Raw genomic sequence first — 22,604 nt, forward strand, 5'->3', positions numbered from 1 at the left:
GGCCCGCCGCGACCGTGACCCACGCGCCCGAGAAAGCGCGGGGAAACTCACGGGTGGGTTACGCCGCCAGGGCGAGGTCGGTTTCGGTGGCGAAGTTGTGGGCGACCAGGTCGGCGATGGAGGTGTGCATATCCATCCCGTTCTGTTCCAAGGCGTCGACCAAACCTCCGTTCGTGATGTGGCTGATCTTGTCTGGTGTGCCAACAACCGAACCGTTCATCAGGCCCCAAACGATGTCATGCACTTCGTTGCCTCGTCCATCGGCAACGTCGCCCTCGATAGGCTGATCGAAAGTAAACGTAATGAGCGGATCGACCACATGTCCGGCTCCGTCCAGGCCACCGCCCAGGGTGATGGAATCCAATGAACCCCACACTGTGTGCGCGGTCGGGCCGTCACCTGCGTGGCCGCTGTAAGGAGGGAAGAAGTAGTGCAGATCACCCGAAGCCACGAAGGCGTAGTTGGCGACCGTTTTGCTGACATAGCCATAGTCGGTGCCGTTGAAGGCGTTGCCACCGAAGAATCCGCCCTTATTGGGGACGCTGGTGTGCTCACCGGCAACCCCTCCATTCTGGAACGCGTCCAGCATGAGCTCCAACGAACTCTCCGTTGTGATACCCGTGGGAAGGTGGCTGATATCGATAAAGCTTACTTGTGCAGACATTGTCATGCTCCGTTTATTACCAATTGCCGGGGTGAATCCCCGACCCAAAAAAGCGCCGCACTGTGTGTACGTCGCACATGCGAAAAATCCGCATGTCCCTTTCTCGGGAAAGGCATTCGCCCACCCGAGCGATTACTTGCCTAAAAGCGAACCTCCATGCCCAACGCAACGGAGCGCCCCGGCGCGAATGTGCGTGCCATCGCATCGGAATATCCGTCGACATACATTCGATTGGTGATGTTCTCGACTGACGCCATAAGCTTGACGTTGTCATTGGCTTGATAACTGGCATACCAGTCCCAAGTCGTGTACTTGAACCAAACCTGGGAGCCACCAGAATCGCGGTTGTACCAACCTTCACCGCTGTAGTTGAATCTCACGCCGGTATCCAGCTTGCGCTCCAGCAAGCGCACGCCGACCAGCAGCGTGCCTTTATCCACCGGCTTGGCGATCGCGCTGTTGAAGACGAAGTTGTCGCAAACGACCTGATCATCAGCCCAAGCTCGCCACGATTCATACCCGCGCGCGAGGGCTTTCTGATGCTCGACCGGATAGCTTCCATCTGCATTCGGGCGGTCGAATTTGTTTTCGCCAGCCCCCAGGAAGTAAAGGTCTTCGCAGAACTTGTTGGGGCCGCCTAGATAATGGGTATAGCTCGCCCCCCCATAGATCCAGCCAGCCTCATAACGCCCTTCAAATTCCAATCCGCGGAACTTTGTGCGGTTGCGGTTGTTGACGAAGGCCGTTGTGCCGGGCAATGGCAATCTTTCCAGGTTGGAGCCGGGCAAAATGACGTCCATGGACGAAAAAAGGTAGTTATCCGCCCTCGTGTCGAAGTAGCCCGCCTTTAGCGATAGACTGTCGCCATCCAACGCGACGTCCTGGAATATGGTGTTGGCGCCTACCTCCCAGGTCCGGGAGGTTTCCGGCTCTGCATTCGGATTGGGGTAGATGGAGGCAAATCCATCTCTAGGATGATTGCCCACCATCAGCATTTCGTTGATGGCGGGAGGCCTCCAGGACTTGCCCCAGCTACCGTACACTTCCAGCCAATTGGTTGGCCGAATCGCTCCGGACAACGCGGGCAACAGCATCCCGGCACTGCGACTCACGTCGTAGTCATACAAGGCGTTCTGGTCGTCGAGGTCTTCAGGCTGAAACTCCTTTTCGTAGTCAGAGGATCTACGCCCGCCAGGTATGTAGAAGTTCTTCGTTCTTCCACGTTGGTCGACGTACGTCGGCACATCGGCCCACCAAGCAGCGATGGCCGATTCGTCGCCAGCCAACGCCAAACGGCAGCCTGGCCCGTAAACAGATTGAACTTGGCTGCGCGGGTTTTCGTTGGGTGCCAGGCCTGGAAAGGCGCCATAAGCGCACATTTCTTTTGCAAATTTGTCGAGCCTGGAAAGGTGGACGGTCTGCTTTCCGGGAACTTGCGTCTTACCCTTGAGGCGGTAGCGCTCGTAACGAAGGCTGGCGGATATGGTGAAGAAATCGTCCTCCAGCTTCAGCTCTGTGAAGATGCTGCCCATGCTGCGACGGCCTTGGGGATTGAGGGCATCCTTGCCCGTAGTGCCAATGGGGCGCACCTCGCGACCGTCGTGATTCCAGCGCTGGTTCGAAGTTGTATGGTCAGTGAAATACTCTACGCCGTAGTTGGCACTGAGCGTTGTCGCCCCGAACACGAAACGCGATGTGTTGTCGAGCTGAAATCCTTGGGTCTTGGTAGACAGTCGATTATTTCGGCCCACACCGTACTGTCTGCAAACGTCAAGCGCGTAGGGAGTTTTATCGGGCTTCTCGCAAGCGCCGCTATCCCAATACTCATTGTCAATATTCTCTCGGATCTTTGCTGCGTCTGTGAACTCGCCATCAAACCTGGAGAAGGGATAGGTTGGCGTCGTGTAATTCTCAACATTTGTTTCGACGCCATATGCCTTCACTTTCAGATCAAGTAGAGGGTTGTCGGCCGGCTTGATTTTGTAATCGAGGGCGAAGCTGTTTGACTGGGCCTTCGAAGTTCCCATCTTGCGCCAAGGAGTGCCGCTCTCCTGTGCTGACGTGTCGGCATCAGTGGTGTAGGAGTATCCGACTCGCGTGCCGACGTAGCTGAACAACAGCGACTGATCATCACTCAGTTTCCAGCGTGCCTTGAACAGACCGGAGTCCTGTTCTTGAGCGGCGAACTTCACATCGTTGAATTCGATCTTTCCGCCGTTGAACCACACTGAATTCTGGCCCTCGATACCTCCGCGCGCGCCAATCCGATAATCCCCGATCGACCGCCGCGACACCGCCGCCATCACTTCCAGGTTCTCACCCGCGCGCGCCGCGCCCGCCGCGCTGCCGATGAAATTGACCCCGTTCCCCTGGTATCCCATCCCGGACGTGCCGCGCAGCTTCAGCCCGATATCCCTGCCTTCGCGCAGCACATCCCCAAAATCCAGCGTGCGGAAATCCACGCTTCCCGCCATCGCGCCGGTGGCATGCACCCCACGCACCACGCCTCGCTCTACCACGGCCTCGGACAGGAGTTCCGAATCGACATACATTTCTCCATTGCGTTGCATGTGCCCGTTCTGCACGAAATCCTGGCGCATGCCGTCGATCATCATGTTGACGCGGCCGAAGTCCTGCATGCCGCGGATGTTGATCGACAGACCGGGGTTCTGGCGGTTGACGGCGCTGGCGACGCCGGGGGTGTCCTGGATGAGTTCGGCGGCGTGGCGCACCGGCACGCGGTCCATTTCTTCACGCGTGACGATGCTGACGGCGCGGGGGGCCTGATAGACGCGCTCGTTGACATCGTTGCCGCGCACCACAACGGGCGCCATCGAGTACACCCGCGCACGCGCGCCGGGACCGTTGTCGACCAGTTGCACGTTCGGTCGGACAGCGCCCGCGGTCCGGCGATAGCGGTAGCCGATAGGACTGTTTCCCAGCAACCGGGTCAGGCCGGTCTCGACGTTGAAGCTGCCTTTGAGGGGGACACTGGTGTAGGCCGACAAATCGACGTCGTTCATGTACAGGTCAACGCCAGCCTGACGCGCGAATGCCAGCACGGCCTGCGCCATCGCTTGAGCCGGGATGTCGAAAACGAACGTCCGTTGACGTTCATCGTCCTTCCGATCGGCGGGCTCCGCCATGCCCGCGGCACGCTCCTGGGTTTGCGCCATGGACACGCACGGCAGCGCCAACGCGCCCGCGGCCAGCATCCGACTCACAATACGGAACGTCACCTGTCTTCTCTTCACTTTCGTCTCTGGTTGCCTATGATGCAAACGCGCATCATTACCATTAACGTTTGAGAATCGAAGTTCAGTAAAAAAAGTTCGAAAAAGGCAGTTCCCAGAGGGAGAGCGGTGCGAAGGCGTCCTGACTTCGTCTTACTCAGGGCCGTGCATCCGGGCCAAGCGTATCTCGCGGCGGCCGGTGATTACCCAGCCAGTTTTTCCGCCGCGGCTTGCAGCCCGCCGAGAATGCTGTCCGCGAGCGCTTCGGGAAATCCGGTTGGAATCAGTTCGCTGACGGTGCGTATCACCTGCCCGGTCCGGGCGACCAGGTCGTCGATCACGAAACGCGCGTCGCGCCCGTCCGGCGTGACGACGCCATGCTCGGCGCCCAGCGCCACCCAGTGCCTGCGTTGAATGTCCTGCATCTTCCAGTGCGGATTCCTGGTGCGCACGGCCATGGCCATTCTTGCCTTGAACGGCGACAGCTGATTCGCGCGCGCTCCCATGACGGGGTAGGCGGACAGCACATCGTAGAGCGGCGCAAGCTCGTAAGCGCCGCCCGGGCGCAGGAAGATGCTGAAATTCTTGGCGTGCCCATCCGTGGCGCGCAGCATCCAGAAGATAACCTGTGCCTGAAAGAAGATCCGCCGATCACGGTCAGGGTCCAGGGACGTGGACAGCAGCCTCATGATGGGCCCCATGCCCGGCCCGCCATCCGCCTCGTATTTAAGATGCGGCGGTGTGCCCGTCGCCTGGCACATGTCTTCCTGCGGCAGCCGCAGCAGCCAAGGTTGCCCCGTCGACCGACGGGCCCAGCGCCGGTCGAAGCGCTCGACGGCCAGCACTTTCATGTCCTCGAACAACAGCGGTTGCGTGCGCGCCACCGGCAGGCCGTAGGCGCGCAGGATCTCCGAGCATAACCATTCGTTCTCGACCGAGTCGCTCATGTCGTACTGAAGATTGCCGACCCGACCCAAGGGCATTTTGAGGATGTGCGAGGTCGGGGTCGCGCCATGTGGCAGACACCATCGACCATCGAACCACAGCAAAGCCGTCTTCTCCTGGGCGCCCGCGATGGAATTGCGGAAGTCGTCGGTATCGGTGGCGCCGGCGCCGCCGAAGGGCGTCGGCGCAAGGGTGTTGCGCAGTACTTGCGCCACTTCGGCCTCGCTCAGCGGCGTCGCGTTAAGCACGCGCGCGTCCTGGGGCGGCGTGGCATCAGGCAGCACCTGCAATGCGCCCGCGCAATCACGGCCCACTTCGGCAAGCAGCGTGAACGCATCGGTTGCGGTCGCATGGAATCGCCGCGCGACACGCTCGCGGATTTGCCGGCTGTCGGGCAGCAGGTTCTCAAAGTAGGTGCGAACCGCTTCCCCGCGATGCGGCGGGTTGCCGGGCGTGAAGGGAAGCGACAGCGAGAGCGGCCTGCCTTGATCGGCGCTGACCCAGGCGTCGGCGTATTGCAGGATGTCGCCGGCGCGGGGCTGCACGCTCCAGGTGCCGACCATGGCGCCATTCATCCAGAGGTGCAGGGACTGTGTGTGCGAGCGACGTCCCATGGCTCACCAGTCCTGATCGGACACCTGCCGGCTTGCCGGCGGTTCATCGGGTTCGCGCAACACCAGTTCCACGCCCAGGATGCTCAGCAATTGCAGGAGCCGATCCGCACCGACCTTTTCCGCATTGCGCTCCAAGGCGGAAAGCGTCTGTTGCGTGATACCCAGCCGCAAAGCAGCGGCGGCCTGGGTCAGCCCGGCCTTTTTTCGGAATGCCTGAAGCAATGCCGGCAATTGCTCCGCGGTGCGTACGGTGTAGTCGGCCATACACGTCTCACGCTGTTTTTCAGGTTTACAAAGCATAGGCTGTAAATGGCGTATACGCAATATAGGCTGTATTTCACACATACAAATCATGATTTGTTTTTTGGATTTACAGCACATGATTTGTATTCGAGAATTCAGTACAGCAGTGTCACCCCCGGCAGCCGCAGCCACGTGAGCCGCAGCTCGCTACAGAGCGTGGCCAGCGCGCCGTCCAGGTTATCCAGGTGAAACAGCGCATGCACCGGTCTGCGCGCCGCGGCGCGGTTCGCCAGGATCAACTGGCCCCGCCGGAAATCGCCGATGCGTTGCAGGACCTGCTCCAGGGGTTCGCCGTCGAAAATGAGATAGCCGTCGGCCCAGGCGGCCCCGCGCGCGGGTGCGACGGGGCTGCGCGCGATGCCGGCGGCGTGGCTGAAGGTGGCGCTGTCGCCGGCTGTCAGCGCCGCGTGGGCAACGCCAGCAGTGGGTGGGCGATCCATCAGGAGCGCGACACGATGCTGCAATACGCCCATCCAGCCGTGGCCGGCGTCCTGGCGCCGCACGGCGTAGCGCGTGCCCAGCGCGGTCATGCTGGCGCCCGCGCTCTCCACCACGAACCTGCGCGGCTCGGCCGCCCCCGTAGGCGCCGGCGAGAACACCGCTTCGCCGCGCAGCAGGCGCACCCGACGGATCGAAGCGTCGTATTCCACATCGAGCGCGCTGTTGCTGCCCAGCAATACGCGGCTGCCATCGGGCAACGCCACGGAACGGATTTCGCCGACGTCGGTGCGATAGTCGACCAACCAGGGTTCGATGAGGTCCGGCCCATTGATCGTGCCGGCGACGACCAAAGCCGCGCAAGCCAGCGCAAACGCGCGCCGTCGGGGCGCCATGAGATGCGCTCGGCACCATGCCTCGGCACAGGCACGCCAGGAGAAGCGCCGCGCCGTCGGCGCCGGCTGCGCGAGCGAGGGCGCATCGCGGCAGGGGCCGGCCAGGGCCCAGGTCATTTCGGCATCGGCCAGGGCCGGGCCGTGGCGCGCGTCGCGCGCCAGCCAATGATCGAGGCGGCGTCGTTCAGCTCGGGTGAGCGCGCCGGCCTCCAGGCGCACGGCCCACAGGCTGGCCTGGCGACGCAGGCGTCGTTCGCGATGGATACGTGATGGGATCTTCATGAAAGGGATAACGGGCCAGACGCGAAAGACAGTAAAAAAAGTGGCCAGAGCGCACGTTCATTGCGCAGGCTTACGGATCGCGCCCCAGGCGTTCACGCATCAGTTCAAGGGCCATGGCCAGGTGCTTCTGCACCGAACTGGGCGAGATATCCAGATAGCGCGCGGCCTCCGCATGGCTCAGGCCCTCGACGCGGCAGAGTCTGAAAATCTGCCGCGTGCGCGGTGGCAGTTCGGCCAGCGTCGCGGCCAGACGCGCCAGTTGCCGGCGCACGTGCGCATGCACGTCGGGCGCGGTGCGCGGATCGCGCACGTCCTCCAGCAGGTCATCCGCCGCCATGTCGGTGCGGGATTGATGGTGATTGCGGCGATGGTCGATGAGCAGGCGATTGACGATGGCGTAGAGGTAGGCCAGCGCGCTGTCGTCCGGCGGGAGGTCTTCGTGGTGGGCCAGGAGCCGCGCGAAGCAGTCCTGCACCAGATCGGCGCTGAGTTCGGCTTCGCCGGTCTTCAGGAACAGGTAACGGCGCAGCCGCTCGGCATGGGCGGCATACAGGCGCTCGACATCAGGTTGGGGCGCCACTTGCTCGTCGCCGGGAATCTACTCAATCGTGATGAGCGTCATTGATGATTGAGCGAGAGACTAGCACCGATAGGGCGTCCCGCCGGTCGCGGCGGCATATGGATTGGTCGGAGATTTGACCGATGCCGGCGGCGCCGGCGGACAGCCCGCGTCATGTGACGAGGTCGCCCTTTTTTTGCCAGCGCGACGCGTTATGTGCCGGCGTCGCGCGTCTTGGCGGGCCCGCCCTGCACCTTCCAGCCCAGCTCGGCGGAGATGCGCGCCGCCGCGTCCTTGACCACGTCGACCATCTCGTTCATGCGTTCCAACGACATGTACGGCACCGTGCTGGACACGCTGATGGCGGCGACGATGCCGCTGGAAGCGTCGCGCACCGGCGCCGCCACGCAGCGGATCGAGGGTTCGTTGTCTTCCAGGTCGAAGGCGTAGCCGTTGGCCGCGTAGTCGCGCATGCGGTCGCGGAAGGCTTCCCAGGTCTGGCGGCCGCCCGGCGCGCGCGAGGATACCGGCGCGCCGACGCGATGCAACGCCTTCCATTGCGGTTCGTCGGCATCCAGCAGTAGCGCCTTGCCGACGCCGGTGGCGGCCAATGGCATGCGGTGGCCGACGCGCGAGCGCATCTCCAGGCCCTTCTTGCCGGGGATCTTTTCCAGGTACAGCACTTCGTCGTTGTCGCGCACCGCCAGATGGATGGTGTCGCCGGTCTCGGCGGCCAGGCCGTCCAGGTACGGACGCGCCAGCGTCGCCATGGGAAAGGCTTCGCGCGCCTGGAAGCCGAGTTCGATCAGCTTGGGGCCCAGCACGTAGCCGACGCCGGGAAGCGAGCGCAGGTAGCGCTCCTGCACCAGGCAACTGGCGAGCCTGTGCGTGGTGCTGCGCGCCACGCCAATGTGGGCGCAGATGTCCTTGAGGTCGCGCGCGCCCGCGGCCACGGCCTGGATCACGCCCAATCCGCGCATCAGGGTCTGCGTGCCGGCGGGGGCCGCGGCGTCGGGATCGTAGGCGGGGGAGGAATCGGACATGGAGGGAACAGGGGCTGGAAATCGGGATTGGCGAACGGGAAATTAATTCCCTATATATGGGATTTAATTCTATATTTTGAGATTTTTCAAGCGCTGATCTAGAATTTTTCCCAGCCCGTCCGCCGCCGCCCCGGCGCCGTCGCGGGCCTGACGACAACAAGGCTGGCCAGCCCCTGACTGCCGCGTACGCCGCGAATGCGCGCGCCCGCGCGCCCAGCGCGCCGCCGGCCCGAGACGAGACAGATTCTGATGACAACCGGATCGCCTGCCCGCGCGGCTCTCATAGCGCTGGACTGGGGCACCTCTTCGTTGCGCGCCTACCGCCTCGATGGCGCCGGCCGCACGCTGGATACCCGCCATCTGCCGTGGGGCATCATGCGCCTGCCGCAAGCCTTGCAGGACGGCGCCGCCACGCCCAGTGGCCAATCGGGCTTCGAACTGGCGTTCGAGCAGGCCTGCGGCGACTGGCTGCGGGCAGAGCCCCATCTTCCCGTGATCGCTTGCGGCATGGTCGGCAGCGCGCAAGGCTGGCGGGAAGCCGCCTACCTGGACGTGCCGGTGGCCCTGGAACGCATCGGCACCCTGCTGACCCGCGTCGAGCGCAACGGCGCCACGCCCGTGCACATCGTGCCGGGCCTGATCCAGCGGCATGGCCTGCCCAACGTCATGCGTGGCGAAGAAACGCAGGTATTCGGCGTGCTGTTCGACCAGGCCGACGACCCCGCCGACAGCGTGCTGATCGGCTTGCCCGGCACCCATTCGAAATGGGTCAACGCGCGCCGCGGCCAGGTCACGCATTTCGACACCTTCATGACCGGCGAGGTTTACGCCGCGCTGCGCGGCCACACCATCCTGGGCCGCACCATGGTCGAGGCGCCGGCGTCCGACATGGCGGCCTTCGAGCGCGGCCTGAAGGTGGCTGGCGTGCCGGCCGGCCGCGCCGGCGTGCTGTCGACGATCTTCAGCACCCGCGCGCTGGGGCTGACCGGCGAACTGGCCGGCGTGTCGCAGGCCGATTACCTGTCGGGCCTGCTGATCGGCCATGAGATTTCCGCGCTGGCCGACATGCTGCGGCTGCAGGGCGAGCTGCCGCGCATCGTGCTGTGCGGCGACGACGCGCTGTGCCAGCGCTACATCCTGGCGCTGCGGCACTACGGCCTGGGCACGCCGCGACTGGCGCAACACGCCACCGAACGCGGCCTGTGGCACCTGGCGGTTTCCGCCGGGCTGGTGCCCGCCCCCTCTTCTTCCGAGACCACATCATGACCCATACCGGACTGCAAACCGCCATGGCCCATTGCGGCCTGATCGCCATCCTGCGCGGCATCACGCCCGCCGAGGCCGTGCCCGTCGCGCAAGCGCTGTACGAGGGGGGCTTTCGCCTGATCGAGGTGCCGCTGAATTCGCCGGAACCGCTGGCCAGCATCCGCGCCATGCGCGACGCGCTGCCGGCCGACTGCCTGGTGGGCGCCGGCACGGTGCTGAACCCCGATGACGTGGCGCGCATCAAGGACGCAGGCGGCGAACTGATCGTCATGCCGCACAGCGACCTGGCCGTGGTGCGCGCGGCCAAGGCCGCCGGCCTGGCCTCGTGCCCCGGCGTGGCCACGCCGACCGAAGCCTTCGCCGCGCTGGCCGCCGGCGCCGACGTGCTCAAGATGTTCCCCGCCGAACAGCTCGGCCCGGCCGTGCTCAAGGCCTGGCGCGCGGTGATGCGCCCGCCGATCGCGCTGGTGCCGGTGGGCGGCATCACCCCCGACAACCTTTCCACTTACGCCCAGGCGGGCGCCAGCGGCTTCGGCCTGGGCTCCGCCTTGTACAAACCCGGCCTGTCGGCCACCGAAGTCGGCCAGAACGCGCGCGCTTTCATCGCCGCCTGGCAACGCGCCTATCCCGCCCAGGAGACCCAAGCATGAAGATCACCAAGCTCACTACCTACATCGTGCCGCCGCGGTGGTGCTTCCTGAAGATCGAAACCGACGCCGGCATCGTCGGCTGGGGTGAACCCGTGGTGGAAGGCCGCGCTCATTCCGTGGCCGCCGCCGTCGAGGAACTGTCGGACTACCTGATCGGCAAGGACCCGCGCAACATCGAGGACCACTGGACCGTGCTGTACCGCGGCGGCTTCTACCGCGGCGGCGCCATCCACATGAGCGCGCTGGCCGGCATCGACCAGGCGCTGTGGGACATCAAGGGCAAGGACTTGGGCGTGCCCGTGTCGCAACTGCTGGGCGGCAACGTGCGCGACCGCATCCGCGTGTATTCGTGGATCGGCGGCGACCGACCCGCCGACACCGCCGCGGCCGCCAAGGGCGCGGTCGAGCGTGGCTTCACGGCCGTCAAGATGAACGGCACCGAGGAACTGCAGTACATCGATTCGTTCGACAAGGTCGAGAAGTGCCTGGAGAACGTGGCCGCCGTGCGCGATGCGGTCGGCCCCAACGTCGGCATCGGCGTCGACTTCCACGGCCGCGTGCACAAGCCGATGGCCAAGGTGCTGATGAAGGAACTGGACCCGTTCAAGCTGATGTTCATCGAAGAGCCGGTGCTGAGCGAACACTACGAGGCGCTGAAGGAACTGGCGCCGCTGACGTCCACGCCGATCGCGCTGGGCGAGCGCCTGTTCTCGCGCTGGGACTTCAAGCGCGTGCTGGCCGACGGCTACGTCGACATTATCCAGCCGGACCCGTCGCATGCCGGCGGCATCACCGAAACGCGCAAGATCGCCGCCATGGCCGAGGCCTACGACGTGGCGCTGGCGCTGCACTGCCCGCTGGGCCCGATCGCGCTGGCCACCTGCCTGCAGATCGACGCCGGTTGCTACAACGCCTTCATCCAGGAACAGAGCCTGGGCATCCACTACAACGCCGCCAACGATCTGCTGGACTACGTCAGCAACCGCGAGGTGTTCGCCTACGAGAACGGCATGGTCGCGATTCCGCAGGGCCCCGGCCTGGGCATCGAGGTCAACGAGGAATACGTGAAAGAACGCGCGGCGGTGGGCCACCGCTGGCGCAACCCGATCTGGCGCCACGCCGACGGCAGCTTCGCCGAGTGGTAAGCCGGTAGAAAAAAGCGAAAGAGGAGACCCCCTTGACCACCGCCATCCACCCGGGCCTGCAAAGCGCCCAGCGGCCGACGCGCAGCCGCTATCTCATCATGGTGATGCTGTTCATCACCGTCGTCATCAACTACCTGGACCGCAGCAACCTGTCCATCGCCGCGCCCGCGCTCAAGGACGAGTTCGGCCTGGACACGGTGCACGAAGGCCTGATCCTGTCGGCGTTCGGCTGGACCTACGCCGCCATGCAGATCCCCGGCGGCTGGCTGGTGGACCGCGTGTCGCCGCGCGTGCTGTACGCGGCCGCGCTGATCCTGTGGTCGGCGGCGACGTTCTTCATGGGCTTTGCCGGCAGTTTCGTGATCCTGTTCGTGCTGCGCCTGGCCGTGGGCGCGCTGGAGGCCCCGGCCTATCCGATCAACAACCGCGTCGTCACGACCTGGTTCCCGGAAAAGGAACGCGCCACCGCCATCGGCTTCTACACCTCGGGCCAGTTCGTCGGCCTGGCGTTCCTGACGCCGGTGCTGGCCTGGCTGCAGCACCACTACGGCTGGCACATGGTGTTCGTCAGCACCGGCCTGCTGGGCATCGTCTGGGGCGTGCTGTGGTACCTGATCTACCGTGAACCGCGTCAGTTCAAGGGCGCCAACGCGGCCGAAATCGAGCTGATCCAGAAGGGCGGCGGCGTGGTCGACCTGGACAAGCGCGTCACCGAGAAGAAGGCGCCGTTCAACTGGAACGACCTGGGCCTGGTGATGAGCCAGCGCAAGCTGTGGGGCGTGTACCTGGGCCAGTTCTGCCTGACCTCGACGCTGTGGTTCTTCCTGACGTGGTTCCCCACCTATCTGGTGAAGTACCGCGGCATGGACTTCATCAAGTCGGGCTTCCTGGCGTCGGTGCCGTTCCTGGCGGCGTTCATCGGCGTGCTGTGCTCGGGGGTGCTGTCGGACTTCCTGATCCGCCGCGGCGCCACCGTGGGCCTGGCGCGCAAGCTGCCGATCATCCTGGGGCTGCTGATCTCGACGTCGATGATCGGCGCCAACTTCACCGACTCGACGCCATGGGTGATCTTCTTCCTGGCGCTGGCATTCTTCGGCAACGGCCTGGCGTCGATCACGTGGTCGCTGGTGTCGGCGCTGGCGCCGGTGCGGCTGCTGGGGCTGACCGGCGGGGTGTTCAACTTCGTGGGCAACCTGTCGTCGATCTGCACGCCGATCGTGATTGGCTTTCTGGTGTCGAAGGACAGCTTCGCGCCGGCCATCGTGTATGTGTCGTCGCTGGCGCTGCTGGGCGCGCTGTCGTACATCCTGCTGGTGGGCAAGGTGGAGCGGATCGAGGCCTGATCCGCGCGGCGTCGCCGCCGCACCGCAACCGCAACGAAGGGCGCCCACGTGGGCGCCCTTCTGCTTTGTGTCGTCGATTCGAGCGAAGTTCCGCGCGAGGTATGGCAGTATAATCACGTTATGTTATATCATATCTATTGATAGCCGTTCCCAACTCGACCGCCAAGTCACCCGACCGGTCCGCCCCACCCCTCCCCTTGTTCCCCCCGCATCTTCCGACGAAGAAGGACTCGCAGTGCTCGAAGCCATCGGCCTGACCAAACGCTACGGCGACCAGATCGCGCTCCACCCGCTGGATCTGCGCATCGAGCCGGGCGAAATCTATTGCCTGCTGGGCGCCAACGGCGCCGGCAAGACCACCACCATCAACCTGTTCCTGAACTTCATCGCGCCCGACGGCGGCCAGGCCCTGATCCACGGCCTGGACGTGGCGCGCGAACCGCTGGCCAGCAAGCGCCACGTGGCCTACATCCCCGAGCAGGTGAACCTGTACGGCACGCTCAGCGGGCTGGAGAACCTGCGCTACTTCGCCGCGCTGGCGCTGGGCGAGGCGCCGCCGCGCACGCGCCTGCTGGAACTGCTGGCCGAGGTCGGCCTCGACCCGGCCGCGGCCGACAAGCGCGTCGCCGCCTATTCCAAGGGCATGCGTCAGAAGGTCTGGATCGCCGTGGCGCTGGCCAAGGACGCGCGCGCGCTGCTGCTGGACGAGCCCACCTCCGGCCTGGACCCGTCCGCCGCCGCGGAATTCACCCGCCTGCTGCAACGCGCGAGCGAACGTGGCGTGGCGATCCTCGCCACCACCCACGACCTGTTCCACGCCCGCCAGACCGCCACCCGCGTCGGCATCATGAAGCGCGGCCGGCTGGTCGAAAGCCTGGACAGCCGGCAGATCGACGACACCGACCTGCAGGCGCTGTACCTGGCGCACATGAGGACCGGCGCATGATTCTGCTGATTGCCCTCAAGGACCTGCGCGAACGCCTGCGCGACGGGCGCCTGTACTGGGCTGGCGGCATCGTCGCGGTGCTGCTGCTGACCGCGCTGTCGGTGGGCTACCTGCACCAGCAGGAAGCGCGCGCCGAGCAGGCCGCGGCCCAGAACACCGACTACGGCGATTGGCTGCGCCAGGGCGCGCGCCATCCGCACGATGCCGCCCACCAGGGCATGCACGTCTTCAAGCCCGACACCACGCTGGCGCTGCTGGATCCCGGCATCAATCCGTACATCGGCAGCACCGTGTGGCTGCAGGCGCACCGCCAGAGCGAGGTCAAGTTCCGCCCGGCGCAGGACGCCACCGGGCTGCAGCGGTTTGGCGACCTGTCGGCCGCCCGGATCCTGCAGGCGCTGGGACCGCTGCTGGTGATCGTGCTGGGCTTCAACGCGTTTTCCGGCGAGCGCGAGCAAGGCATCCTGCGCCAGACGCTGAGCCTGGGCATCGCCCCGTGGCGCCTGCTGTGGGGCAAGGCCACCGCCCTGGCCATGAGCCTCGGCCTGCTGCTGGTGCCGGCCGCGCTGGCGGCCGTCGTGGCGGTGTGGCTGGCCGGCGGGCGCGCCGACGCGCTGTGGCGCTTCGCCGTGCTGGCGGGCGGCTACACGGTGTACCTGGCCATCTTCATCTTTGTCACGCTGGGCGTGTCGGCGGCGGCGCGCTCGTCACGCGTGGCGATCACGGTGCTGCTGGCGCTTTGGATCGCCAATACGGTGATCGCGCCGCGCGTCATGGCCGAACTGTCGCGCGGCCTCTATCCCAGCCCGACCCGTCTCGAATTCAACCAGGCCTTGCAGGACGACCTCAAGGCCACCTCGGACCGCGTCTGGATGCAGGCCTTCGGCACCACCGAGCGCTGGAGCCGCGACGTGCCGCTGAACAAGTGGGGCCTGGCGCTCAAGCTCGACGACCAGTCCAGCTACGCCGTCTACGACCGCCACTTCGGCCGCCTGTGGGACACCTGGGAACGGCAGCAGACCGTGCAGGAATCGGCCGGCTGGCTGATGCCGCTGCTGGCCGTGCGCGCGCTGTCGGCCGCCATGGCCGGCACCGACTTCGCCCACCATCGCGATTTCACCACCGCCGCCGAACGGCAGCGCCGCGTGATCCAGGACATCGTCAGCGCCGATCTGGTGGCGCACGCCGACACGCAGGAACACCTGCATTTCTCGTATCAGGCCAGCCCCTCGCTGTGGGCGCGGGTGCCGCCCTTCAAGTACCAGCCGCCCGCCGCCGGCTGGGCGTTGCACCACGCGCGCCTGAGCCTGCTGATGCTGGGCGCCGCGCTGCTGCTGAGCCTGCTTTTTGCCTGGCGCGCCGTGGCCCGCCAGACCGCCCTGTAGGAGACCCCTGGTGCACGATACGCAATTTCGCCGCTTCGGGATGGTCCTGCGGCACGAACTCCGCCTGCTGACGCGCGAGCGCGCGTTGTGGCTGTGCGGCCTGCTGTTCCTGCTGCTGGTGGGCTATGCCGTCTTCAACGGCCTGCTGCAGACCTCGCTGCGCGACGAGGCCCAGGCCGCGCTGGCGCGCGCCGATGCGCAGAACCGCGCCGGCCAGCTTGCGCAGCTACAGCGCATCATGGACGGCAGCGAAACCCCCACGCCATTCGGCAACCCGGCCAGTCCCGCCAACATGGGCGGGGGCCTGGGCGCGCACTACGCCATCATGCCCAGCGTGCCGCTCGCACCCGTGGCGCTGGGCCAGACCGACCTGTTCCCTTCGCAGTTCAAGGTGACCTACGACAGCAAGGTCAACTTCATCCACAACAACGACATCGAGAACCCCTGGCACCTGCTCAGCGGGCACTTCGACCTGGCGTTCGTGGTGGTCTACCTGCTGCCGCTGCTGATCTTCGCGCTCGGCCACAACCTGCTGTCCGGCGAGAAAGAGGACGGCACGCTGCGCCTGCTGCTGTCGCAGCCGCTGTCGCTGCTGACGCTGGTCAGCGGCAAGATTGTCCTGCGCGCGGCGGTACTGCTGGGCGCGGCCGTCCTGCTGCCGGTGGTGGCGCTGCTGATCGCCCGCCCGCAGGCCTTGCAGGCCGCCAGCGCCACGCTGTGGTGGGCGCTGCTGGTGGGCGCCTACGCGCTGTTCTGGTTCGCGGCCGTGGTGGCGGTCAATGCCTTCGGCAAGTCCTCGGCCGCCAACGCCATGATCCTGATGGTCGGCTGGGTCCTGCTGGTGCTGGTGGTGCCGGTGATCCTGAACCTGGTGGCGGCCTATGCCAGTCCGGCGCCGTCGCGCGCCGAGCTGGCCACGCGCACCCGCGTGGCGACGGCGCTGGCCATGCGCGACAACGCCGCCCTGCTGTCGACCGACTATGGGCACATGGATAGACCCGACGCCCTGATCCCGCGCGACGGCCACCTGGAAATCACTGGCCGCCCGCTGGGCCATGCGCGGGTCGAACGCCAGGTGGACGCGGCGATGCAGCCCGAGCTGGATCGCTTCGACGCGCAGATGGCGCGCCAGCAGGCGCTGGTCGCCCGGTACAGCGTGCTGTCGCCGGCGGCGGTGGCCTATGAAGGCATCACTGCGCTGGCCGGCACCGGGCAGCGCCGCCACGCGCACTTCATGCGCCAGATCGATGCCTATCACCGGGCCTGGAAGGATTTCTTCCTGCCCCGCATCGAGGCCAGCCGCGCCATCACGCCCGAGGACTTCCCCGGCATGCCGGTCTTCCAGTGGCAGGAAGAGGACCCCGCCGCCGTCCGCGGCCGTGCCCTGCGCGCGCTGCTGCAACTGCTGGCGCCCGCCGCGCTGCTGCTGGCGCTGGCTGGCTGGCGCCTGCGCCGCTATCGCGTGGTCTGACAGACAGGTTTTTCACCCCCCATCGAGTTTCGGGAAAGCGTCATGAGAAGAGTCGTATCCACCGCCGCGCTCGCGGCTTGCACCGCCGTGCCCAACGTCCAGGCCCAGGAGGCCCAGGCGCGCGAGGCCGAACTGCCCAGCATCCGCGTCGAGGCCGCCAGCGACGCGGACAGCCTGCACCTGGACAGCCGCAGCAGCAGCGCCTCGCGTCTGGGCCTGACCGTGCGCGAAACGCCGGCATCGGTCGAGATCGTGTCGCAGCAAGCCATGCGCGAACGCGGCGCCGCCACCCTCAGCGAAGCCCTGCGCGGCGCCACCGGCCTGGCCGGCGGCGGCCCGCCGTCCTCGCCCACCACGCTGTCCTCGCGCGGTTTCACCGACATCCTGTATCTGTACGACGGCCTGCGCATGTCGGGCGCCGGTTCGACCAACCGGGTCGAGGACACCTGGAACTACGAGCGCATCGAGGTCCTGAAGGGCCCGGCCTCGGTGCTGCAAGGCGACAGCGCCATTGGCGGCATCGTCAATTTCCAGACCAAGCGACCGGACCGCGACAACCCCTCGCGCGAAGCGATGTTCTCGTATGGCAGCTATGGCAGCACGCGCACCGGCATCGGCCTGGGCGACAATTTCGGCGAGACCGGCGCCTATCGCATCGACTACAGCCACAACGACAGCCGCGTTGGCACCATCGCGCGCAACAGCAACAAGCTGGACCACCTGACCACCGGCGTGGCCTTTGACGTCGCGCCCGCCACCCGCCTGGACCTGTCATTCGACTACTCGCGCGACACCGGCCACGCCTATTGGGGCACGCCGCTGATCCCGCGCAGCCTGGCCAAGGACCCCACCGGCGTGGTCAGCACGCCCGACGGCCGCGTCCTGGACCGCGCGCTGGCTGGCAAGAACTACAACGTGCTCGACGATCGCAACGAGGCCGAGGCCTACTGGGTGCGGGCGCGGGTCACGCACCAACTGACGCCGTCGTGGACGCTGCGCAATGAGCTGGCGATGAACAAGGTCGACCGCCTGTGGAAGAACTCGGAATCGGCCACCTTCAGCGCCCCTGGCTCGATCGACCGCGACCAGACCATCATCACGCACCACCAGCGCTACCTGATCGACCGCTTCGACGCGACCCACAACGGCACCCTCGGTGGCCTGTCGAACAAGTTCGTGATCGGCGGGGAACTCAGCAAGACCAGCCTGGACAGCGAACGGCGCTTCTCGAACCGATCTGCCAGCACCGGCGATGCCTTGCGCGTCTCGCTGTGGAATCCGGACGTGGGCTATTTCAACGACGACCCCGCGCTGATGAGCGGCCCAGGCAACCGCACCGATTTCACCACCGACGTGCGTGGCGCCGCGCTGTTCCTGGAGGACTCCCTCAAGCTGACCGACCGCTGGACCGTGGTCGGCGGCTACCGCTACGACCGCATCCGCGTCGAGCGCAGCATCACCGACCTGAACGCCGGCACGCACACCGCCTTCGGCACCCGCTACAGCGCCAACTCCATGCGCCTGGGCACGGTATACGACGTAACGCCATCGTCCTCGGTCTACGCGCAGTACACCAATGCCACCATCCCGGTCGGCTCCCTGTTCCTGCTGTCGCAGTCCAATGCTTCGTTCCCGCTGGCCAAGGGCGAGCAATGGGAGGCCGGTTTCAAGCAGAGCCTGGGCGACGTGGAATGGACCGCGGCGGTCTATCACATCAAGCTGGAGAACGTGTTGACGCGCGACGCCAACGACCCGCGCGTGACGGTCAACAACGGCCGCCAATCGTCGCGCGGCGTGGAGCTGTCGGCGGACTGGCGCGTCACGCCGCAACTGACCCTCTCCGGCAACATCGCGGCGCTGAACGCGCGCTTCGATTCGCTGACCGAGGCCGACGGCACCTCGCGCGTGGGCAATACCCCGCCCAATGTGCCCGAGCGCGTCGCCAACCTGTACGCCAACTACCGGCTCAAGGAACTGCCGATGAACTTCTTCGTCGGCCTGAACCACACCGGCAAGATCTACACCGACAACGCCAACCAGATCCGCATCAACGGCCACACCACCGTGGATGCGGCGGTCAGCTACCGCCTGCGGCCGGCGCTGATCACCTTCCGCGTGCGCAACCTGACCGACAAGCTGTACGCCTACTACGGCGGCCGGGCCACCAGCCAGGTGTTGCTGGCGCCAGGCCGCACGTACGAGCTGGGCGCGACGTTCGAGTTCTGACGGGACGAATCGCGATGTCGCCCCGCTTCACGCTCAGCAGCCCTGCACCGCCAGCTTGCGCTGGCGCTGGTTGGCGGCGCGCTGCCACAGCACCAGCACAAGGCCCGCCGCCGCGATGATTGCGCCGGCAATCGGCACCGCGGCATACCCCATCCCGGCCGAGATCACGCCGCCGCCGGCCGCGGCGCCCACCGCATTGCCCAGATTGAACGCACCCACGTTCACCGACGAAGCCAGGCCGGGTGCATCGGTGGCGGCGCGCATCACCCGCATCTGCAGGGGCGGCACCACGGCAAAGGTGCCGAAGCCGAAGATCAACAGGCCGATCGCGGCGCCCACCGGGGTCTGCGCCAGCCACGGGAACGCCAGCAGATCGGCGATCACCAGCACCAGGAAGGCGATCAGGCTGCCATCCAGCGAGCGGTCAGCGAAGCGGCCGCCGGCGGTGTTGCCGACGGTGAAGCCGATGCCGATCAGCACCAGCATCGCGGTCACGAAGTGGGGCGACGCGCCGGTCAGTTCGGCCAGCGTCGGCGCCACGTAGGTGTACAGCGTGAACATCGCGCCCGCGCCCAGCACCGTGGTCAACAGCGCCACCAGCACCACCGGAGTCTTGAGCACCGCCAGTTCGTGACGGATGTCCGGACGCCGCCCGGCTTCGCCCGCCGGCAGCGCGAACCACAGTGACAGCATCGCCACCAGGCCGAGCACCGAGGTCGCGGCGAACGACATGCGCCAGCCGATCATCTGGCCCAGCCAGGTCGCCGCCGGCACGCCGCCGACGTTGGCGATGGTCAGCCCCAGGAACATGGTTGCCACCGCGCTGGCCTGCTTGTGGCGCGGCACCACGCTGGCGGCTACCAGCGAGCCCAGGCCGAAGAAGGCGCCATGGTTCAGGCTGGTCACCAGGCGCGCCAGCAGCAGCGTGGTGTAGTTGGGCGACAGCGCCGACAACAGGTTGCCGAGCGTGAAGATCGCCATCAGCACGATCAACGCCTTGCGGCGCGACCAGCGCGACAGCGCCAGCGTCATCAGCGGCGCGCCGACCATCACGCCGATCGCATACGCGCTGATCAGCATGCCGGCGCTGGGGATGGATACCCCCACGCCGTCGGCGATCACGGGCAGCAGGCCCATGGGCGAGAATTCGGTGACGCCGATGCCGAAGGCGCCGACGGCCAATGCCAGCAAGGGCAGGCCGGCTTTCACCGGCGGGGTTTCATGGGTGGACATACGGGTTCCTTGGTTGGATGCGCCGACCAGGGAATCCAGCGGCGTCGCGGCAACGGCCGGCGCATGGGGCGGGTCTGATCGGAAGACAGGCGGCCAGTATGACGGGTATACCCTTACGGAAAAAGCGACTAAACGGGGAAAGACTTTTGACTTGGAGTCATGAATGACGTGGGGGGGTTCGAGAGAGGAACGCGCTCGGCCCGTCAACGCCAAACGTTTTACGCGCGCGGATTGCACAAGAAAAATTCCCGCTCGGTAATTTTTTCCACGGAAATCGCGTTGTTCATCAAGAAATTACCGAGCGGGAATATGCGTCGAGGACAACAGGGACCGGTTGCACGATTCCATCCCCAACGAGGTCGTCCGGCCCCAACCGCCGCTCGCCAATGAAAAAGGGCGCCCTCGCGGGCGCCCTTTTCCTGCCTTCGTACCGCCGCTTACTTCAGCAGCAACGCATTCAGCCGCTTCACAAACGCCGCCGGGTCGGCGATCTGCGCGCCTTCGGCCAGCAGGGCCTGGTCGAGCAGCAGGCGGGCCCACTGGTCGAACTCGCCGTCGTCGGCGGCGCGGATGCGGGCCAGCAGCGGGTGTTCCGGGTTGATCTCCAGCACCGGCTTGACGTTGGGCGCTTCCTGGCCGGCGGCCTTCAGCATGCGCAACAGGTGCGGGCTGAGTTCGTTCTGGCCCACCACCACGCACGCCGGCGAATCCACCAGGCGCAGCGTCACGCGCACTTCCTTGACCTGGTCTTCCAGGGTCTTCTGCAGGCGCTCGACCAGCGGCTTGAAGTCCTCGGCCACTTCGGCCTGGTGCTTCTTTTCTTCCTCGTCGGCCAGCTCGGCCAGATCCAGGCCGCCCTTGGCCACGGAGACCAGCGATTTGCCGTCGAACTCACGCAGGTACGACAGCATCCATTCGTCGACGCGGTCGGAAAGCAGCAGCACCTCGATGCCCTTCTTGCGGAAGATCTCCAGGTGCGGGCTGTTGCTGGCGGCGGCGAAGGTGTCGGCCGTGACGTAGTAGATCTTGTCCTGGCCTTCCTTCATGCGGCCCACGTAGTCGGCGAACGACACGGTCTGGGCCTGATCGCCGGTGTGCGTCGAGGCAAAACGCATCAGCTTGGCGATGCGTTCCAGGTTGGCGTGGTCTTCGCCCGCGCCTTCCTTGAGCACCTGGCCGAATTCCGACCAGAACGTGGCGTAGTCTTCCGGCTTGTTCTCCGCCAGGTCTTCCAGCAGCGACAGGATGCGCTTGGCCGAGCCTTCGCGGATGGCGCGCACGTCGCGGCTTTCCTGCAGGATCTCGCGCGACACGTTCAGCGGCAGGTCGGCCGAGTCGATCACGCCGCGCACGAAGCGCAGGTACGACGGCAGAAGCTGGTCGGCGTCGTCCATGATGAAGACACGCTTGACGTACAGCTTGACGCCGCGGCGGCCGTCGCGGTCCCACAGGTCCATCGGCGCATGCTTGGGCACGTACAGCAACTGGGTGTATTCGCTGCGGCCTTCGACGCGGTTGTGGGTCCAGGCGAGCGGGTCGTCGTAGTCGTGCGACACCGTCTTGTAGAACTCGCGGTACTGTTCCTCGGTCACATCCGCCTTGTTGCGGGCCCACAGCGCGTTGGCCTGGTTGACCGTTTCGAGTTCGTCCTTCTTGACCTGTTCGCCCTTTTCCGAATCCCACTCTTCCTTGGCCATGCGGATCGGCAGCGAGATGTGGTCGGAGTAGCGGCGCAGGATCTCGCGCAGCTTCCAGCCGTTGAGCAGCTCGTCTTCGTCGGCGCGCAGGTGCAGCGTGACGTCGGTGCCGCGCGTGGCCTTGTCCGCGGCGGCGATGGTGAACTCGCCCTGGCCGTCGGATTCCCAGCGGATCGCGTCGGTGGCGCCGGCGCGGCGGCTGACCACCGTGACCTTGTCGGCCACGATGAACGAGGAATAGAAGCCCACGCCGAACTGGCCGATCAGTTGCGCATCCTTCTGCTTGTCGCCGGTCAGTTGCGAGAAGAACTCGCGCGTGCCCGAACGGGCGATGGTGCCCAGGTTGGCCACGGCCTCTTCGCGCGACAGGCCGATGCCGTTGTCGGAGATGGTGATCGTGCGCGCTTCCTTGTCATAGCTGACGGTGATGGCCAGCTCGCCATCGCCTTCCAGCAGCGCCGGGTTGTCGATGGCCTCGAAGCGCAGCTTGTCGCAGGCGTCGGATGCGTTCGACACCAGCTCGCGCAGGAAGATTTCCTTGTTGCTGTACAGCGAATGGATCATCAGGTGCAGCAGTTGCTTCACCTCGGCCTGGAATCCCAGGGTTTCGGACGTGGCGGTTTGGCTCATCGTTGTATGAAAAGTCGGAAAATTAGGGACAAAAGGAAGCCGGATCGCGGGGCACATGGCCCAGGCGTTTTCCGGGAAACCCTGTTGTGATGGGGGCCATCTGAAATATTTCAAGGCCGGGGAATGGGGCGGCCAT

The 22,604-nt window shown here is 65.8% G+C and carries 17 protein-coding genes; 8 read left to right on the top strand and 9 right to left on the bottom strand.

Translation table 11 applies throughout. The annotated features are described in order from the left end of the window. Positions 1 to 58: 58 nt before the first annotated feature. The 7 genes from HV783_RS16235 to HV783_RS16265 all read right to left on the bottom strand — a co-directional run bounded on the left by HV783_RS16235 (position 59) and on the right by HV783_RS16265 (position 8,476). Positions 59 to 664 (bottom strand): heme acquisition protein HasA, encoded by a 606-nt coding sequence (locus tag HV783_RS16235; RefSeq protein WP_054500566.1) that lies wholly within the window; start codon positions 662 to 664, stop codon positions 59 to 61. Between the two features lie 140 nt (positions 665 to 804). Continuing rightward, positions 805 to 3,903, bottom strand: a complete 3,099-nt coding sequence (locus tag HV783_RS16240) for a TonB-dependent hemoglobin/transferrin/lactoferrin family receptor (protein ID WP_254603911.1) — start codon at positions 3,901 to 3,903, stop codon at positions 805 to 807. A gap of 197 nt (positions 3,904 to 4,100) precedes the next feature. Then, positions 4,101 to 5,456 carry a type II toxin-antitoxin system HipA family toxin gene (locus HV783_RS16245; RefSeq protein WP_175189476.1) on the bottom strand — a complete coding sequence of 452 codons (1,356 nt, stop codon included), beginning with the start codon at positions 5,454 to 5,456 and terminating at the stop codon, positions 4,101 to 4,103. A gap of 3 nt (positions 5,457 to 5,459) precedes the next feature. Next, positions 5,460 to 5,720 carry a helix-turn-helix domain-containing protein gene (locus HV783_RS16250; RefSeq protein WP_049076396.1) on the bottom strand — a complete coding sequence of 87 codons (261 nt, stop codon included), beginning with the start codon at positions 5,718 to 5,720 and terminating at the stop codon, positions 5,460 to 5,462. A gap of 134 nt (positions 5,721 to 5,854) precedes the next feature. Then, entirely contained in the window at positions 5,855 to 6,874 is a 1,020-nt protein-coding gene (locus HV783_RS16255) for a FecR family protein (RefSeq protein ID WP_175143418.1), read from the bottom strand. A 70-nt stretch (positions 6,875 to 6,944) separates the two neighbouring features. Further along, complete coding sequence (locus HV783_RS16260; RefSeq protein ID WP_054500563.1) at positions 6,945 to 7,454, bottom strand: RNA polymerase sigma factor; 510 nt, start codon at positions 7,452 to 7,454, stop codon at positions 6,945 to 6,947. A gap of 191 nt (positions 7,455 to 7,645) precedes the next feature. Continuing rightward, positions 7,646 to 8,476 (bottom strand): IclR family transcriptional regulator, encoded by an 831-nt coding sequence (locus HV783_RS16265; protein WP_054500562.1) that lies wholly within the window; start codon positions 8,474 to 8,476, stop codon positions 7,646 to 7,648. A 249-nt stretch (positions 8,477 to 8,725) separates the two neighbouring features. Here HV783_RS16265 and HV783_RS16270 point away from each other — a divergent pair, with 249 nt between their 5' ends. The 8 genes from HV783_RS16270 (at position 8,726) to HV783_RS16305 (ending at position 18,908) form a co-directional block, all read left to right on the top strand. Then, positions 8,726 to 9,742 (top strand): 2-dehydro-3-deoxygalactonokinase, encoded by a 1,017-nt coding sequence (locus tag HV783_RS16270; protein WP_175189477.1) that lies wholly within the window; start codon positions 8,726 to 8,728, stop codon positions 9,740 to 9,742. After that, entirely contained in the window at positions 9,739 to 10,392 is a 654-nt protein-coding gene (locus HV783_RS16275) for a 2-dehydro-3-deoxy-6-phosphogalactonate aldolase (protein ID WP_175189478.1), read from the top strand. The genes HV783_RS16270 and HV783_RS16275 overlap by 4 nt, the downstream gene beginning before the upstream one ends. Next, complete coding sequence (dgoD, locus tag HV783_RS16280; RefSeq protein WP_006391563.1) at positions 10,389 to 11,537, top strand: galactonate dehydratase; 1,149 nt, start codon at positions 10,389 to 10,391, stop codon at positions 11,535 to 11,537. The genes HV783_RS16275 and dgoD overlap by 4 nt, the downstream gene beginning before the upstream one ends. A 32-nt stretch (positions 11,538 to 11,569) precedes the next feature. Then, on the top strand, positions 11,570 to 12,880 hold the full coding sequence (locus HV783_RS16285) for an MFS transporter (RefSeq protein ID WP_175189479.1): 1,311 nt from the start codon (positions 11,570 to 11,572) through the stop codon (positions 12,878 to 12,880). Positions 12,881 to 13,115: 235 nt separating this feature from the next. Next, complete coding sequence (locus HV783_RS16290) at positions 13,116 to 13,826, top strand: ABC transporter ATP-binding protein (protein ID WP_054500557.1); 711 nt, start codon at positions 13,116 to 13,118, stop codon at positions 13,824 to 13,826. Next, positions 13,823 to 15,211 carry an ABC transporter permease subunit gene (locus HV783_RS16295; protein WP_175189480.1) on the top strand — a complete coding sequence of 463 codons (1,389 nt, stop codon included), beginning with the start codon at positions 13,823 to 13,825 and terminating at the stop codon, positions 15,209 to 15,211. Before HV783_RS16290 ends, HV783_RS16295 begins: the two co-directional genes overlap by 4 nt. Before the next feature lie 10 nt (positions 15,212 to 15,221). Beyond that, on the top strand, positions 15,222 to 16,682 hold the full coding sequence (locus HV783_RS16300) for an ABC transporter permease subunit (protein ID WP_064527565.1): 1,461 nt from the start codon (positions 15,222 to 15,224) through the stop codon (positions 16,680 to 16,682). A 42-nt stretch (positions 16,683 to 16,724) separates the two neighbouring features. Next, positions 16,725 to 18,908, top strand: coding sequence for a TonB-dependent receptor (locus HV783_RS16305; RefSeq protein ID WP_175189481.1), 2,184 nt, complete (start codon positions 16,725 to 16,727; stop codon positions 18,906 to 18,908). Positions 18,909 to 18,941: 33 nt separating this feature from the next. On the opposite strand, the gene HV783_RS16310 is transcribed toward HV783_RS16305, so the two are convergent. Together HV783_RS16310 and htpG are read right to left on the bottom strand one after the other, a co-directional pair. Beyond that, complete coding sequence (locus HV783_RS16310) at positions 18,942 to 20,141, bottom strand: MFS transporter (RefSeq protein ID WP_175189482.1); 1,200 nt, start codon at positions 20,139 to 20,141, stop codon at positions 18,942 to 18,944. A 437-nt stretch (positions 20,142 to 20,578) separates the two neighbouring features. Then, the gene (htpG, locus tag HV783_RS16315; protein ID WP_054500553.1) at positions 20,579 to 22,468 is read right to left on the bottom strand and encodes a molecular chaperone HtpG; all 1,890 of its coding nucleotides are present in this window, start codon (positions 22,466 to 22,468) and stop codon (positions 20,579 to 20,581) included. Positions 22,469 to 22,604: the final 136 nt, after the last annotated feature.

It is taken from the genome of Achromobacter dolens (assembly GCF_902859745.1).
In the GTDB taxonomy this organism is placed as follows: domain Bacteria; phylum Pseudomonadota; class Gammaproteobacteria; order Burkholderiales; family Burkholderiaceae_B; genus Achromobacter; species Achromobacter dolens.

Excerpts from the sequence above, each read along its gene's own strand:
- HV783_RS16245 (WP_175189476.1), bottom strand. The coding sequence starts at position 5,456 with ATGGGACGTCGCTCGCACACACAGTCCCTGCACCTCTGGATGAATGGC.
- dgoD (WP_006391563.1), top strand. The coding sequence starts at position 10,389 with ATGAAGATCACCAAGCTCACTACCTACATCGTGCCGCCGCGGTGGTGC.
- HV783_RS16275 (WP_175189478.1), top strand. The coding sequence starts at position 9,739 with ATGACCCATACCGGACTGCAAACCGCCATGGCCCATTGCGGCCTGATC.
- HV783_RS16265 (WP_054500562.1), bottom strand. The coding sequence starts at position 8,476 with ATGTCCGATTCCTCCCCCGCCTACGATCCCGACGCCGCGGCCCCCGCC.
- HV783_RS16250 (WP_049076396.1), bottom strand. The coding sequence starts at position 5,720 with ATGGCCGACTACACCGTACGCACCGCGGAGCAATTGCCGGCATTGCTT.
- htpG (WP_054500553.1), bottom strand. The coding sequence starts at position 22,468 with ATGAGCCAAACCGCCACGTCCGAAACCCTGGGATTCCAGGCCGAGGTG.
- HV783_RS16270 (WP_175189477.1), top strand. The coding sequence starts at position 8,726 with ATGACAACCGGATCGCCTGCCCGCGCGGCTCTCATAGCGCTGGACTGG.
- HV783_RS16310 (WP_175189482.1), bottom strand. The coding sequence starts at position 20,141 with ATGTCCACCCATGAAACCCCGCCGGTGAAAGCCGGCCTGCCCTTGCTG.
- HV783_RS16295 (WP_175189480.1), top strand. The coding sequence starts at position 13,823 with ATGATTCTGCTGATTGCCCTCAAGGACCTGCGCGAACGCCTGCGCGAC.
- HV783_RS16305 (WP_175189481.1), top strand. The coding sequence starts at position 16,725 with ATGAGAAGAGTCGTATCCACCGCCGCGCTCGCGGCTTGCACCGCCGTG.
- HV783_RS16235 (WP_054500566.1), bottom strand. The coding sequence starts at position 664 with ATGTCTGCACAAGTAAGCTTTATCGATATCAGCCACCTTCCCACGGGT.
- HV783_RS16255 (WP_175143418.1), bottom strand. The coding sequence starts at position 6,874 with ATGAAGATCCCATCACGTATCCATCGCGAACGACGCCTGCGTCGCCAG.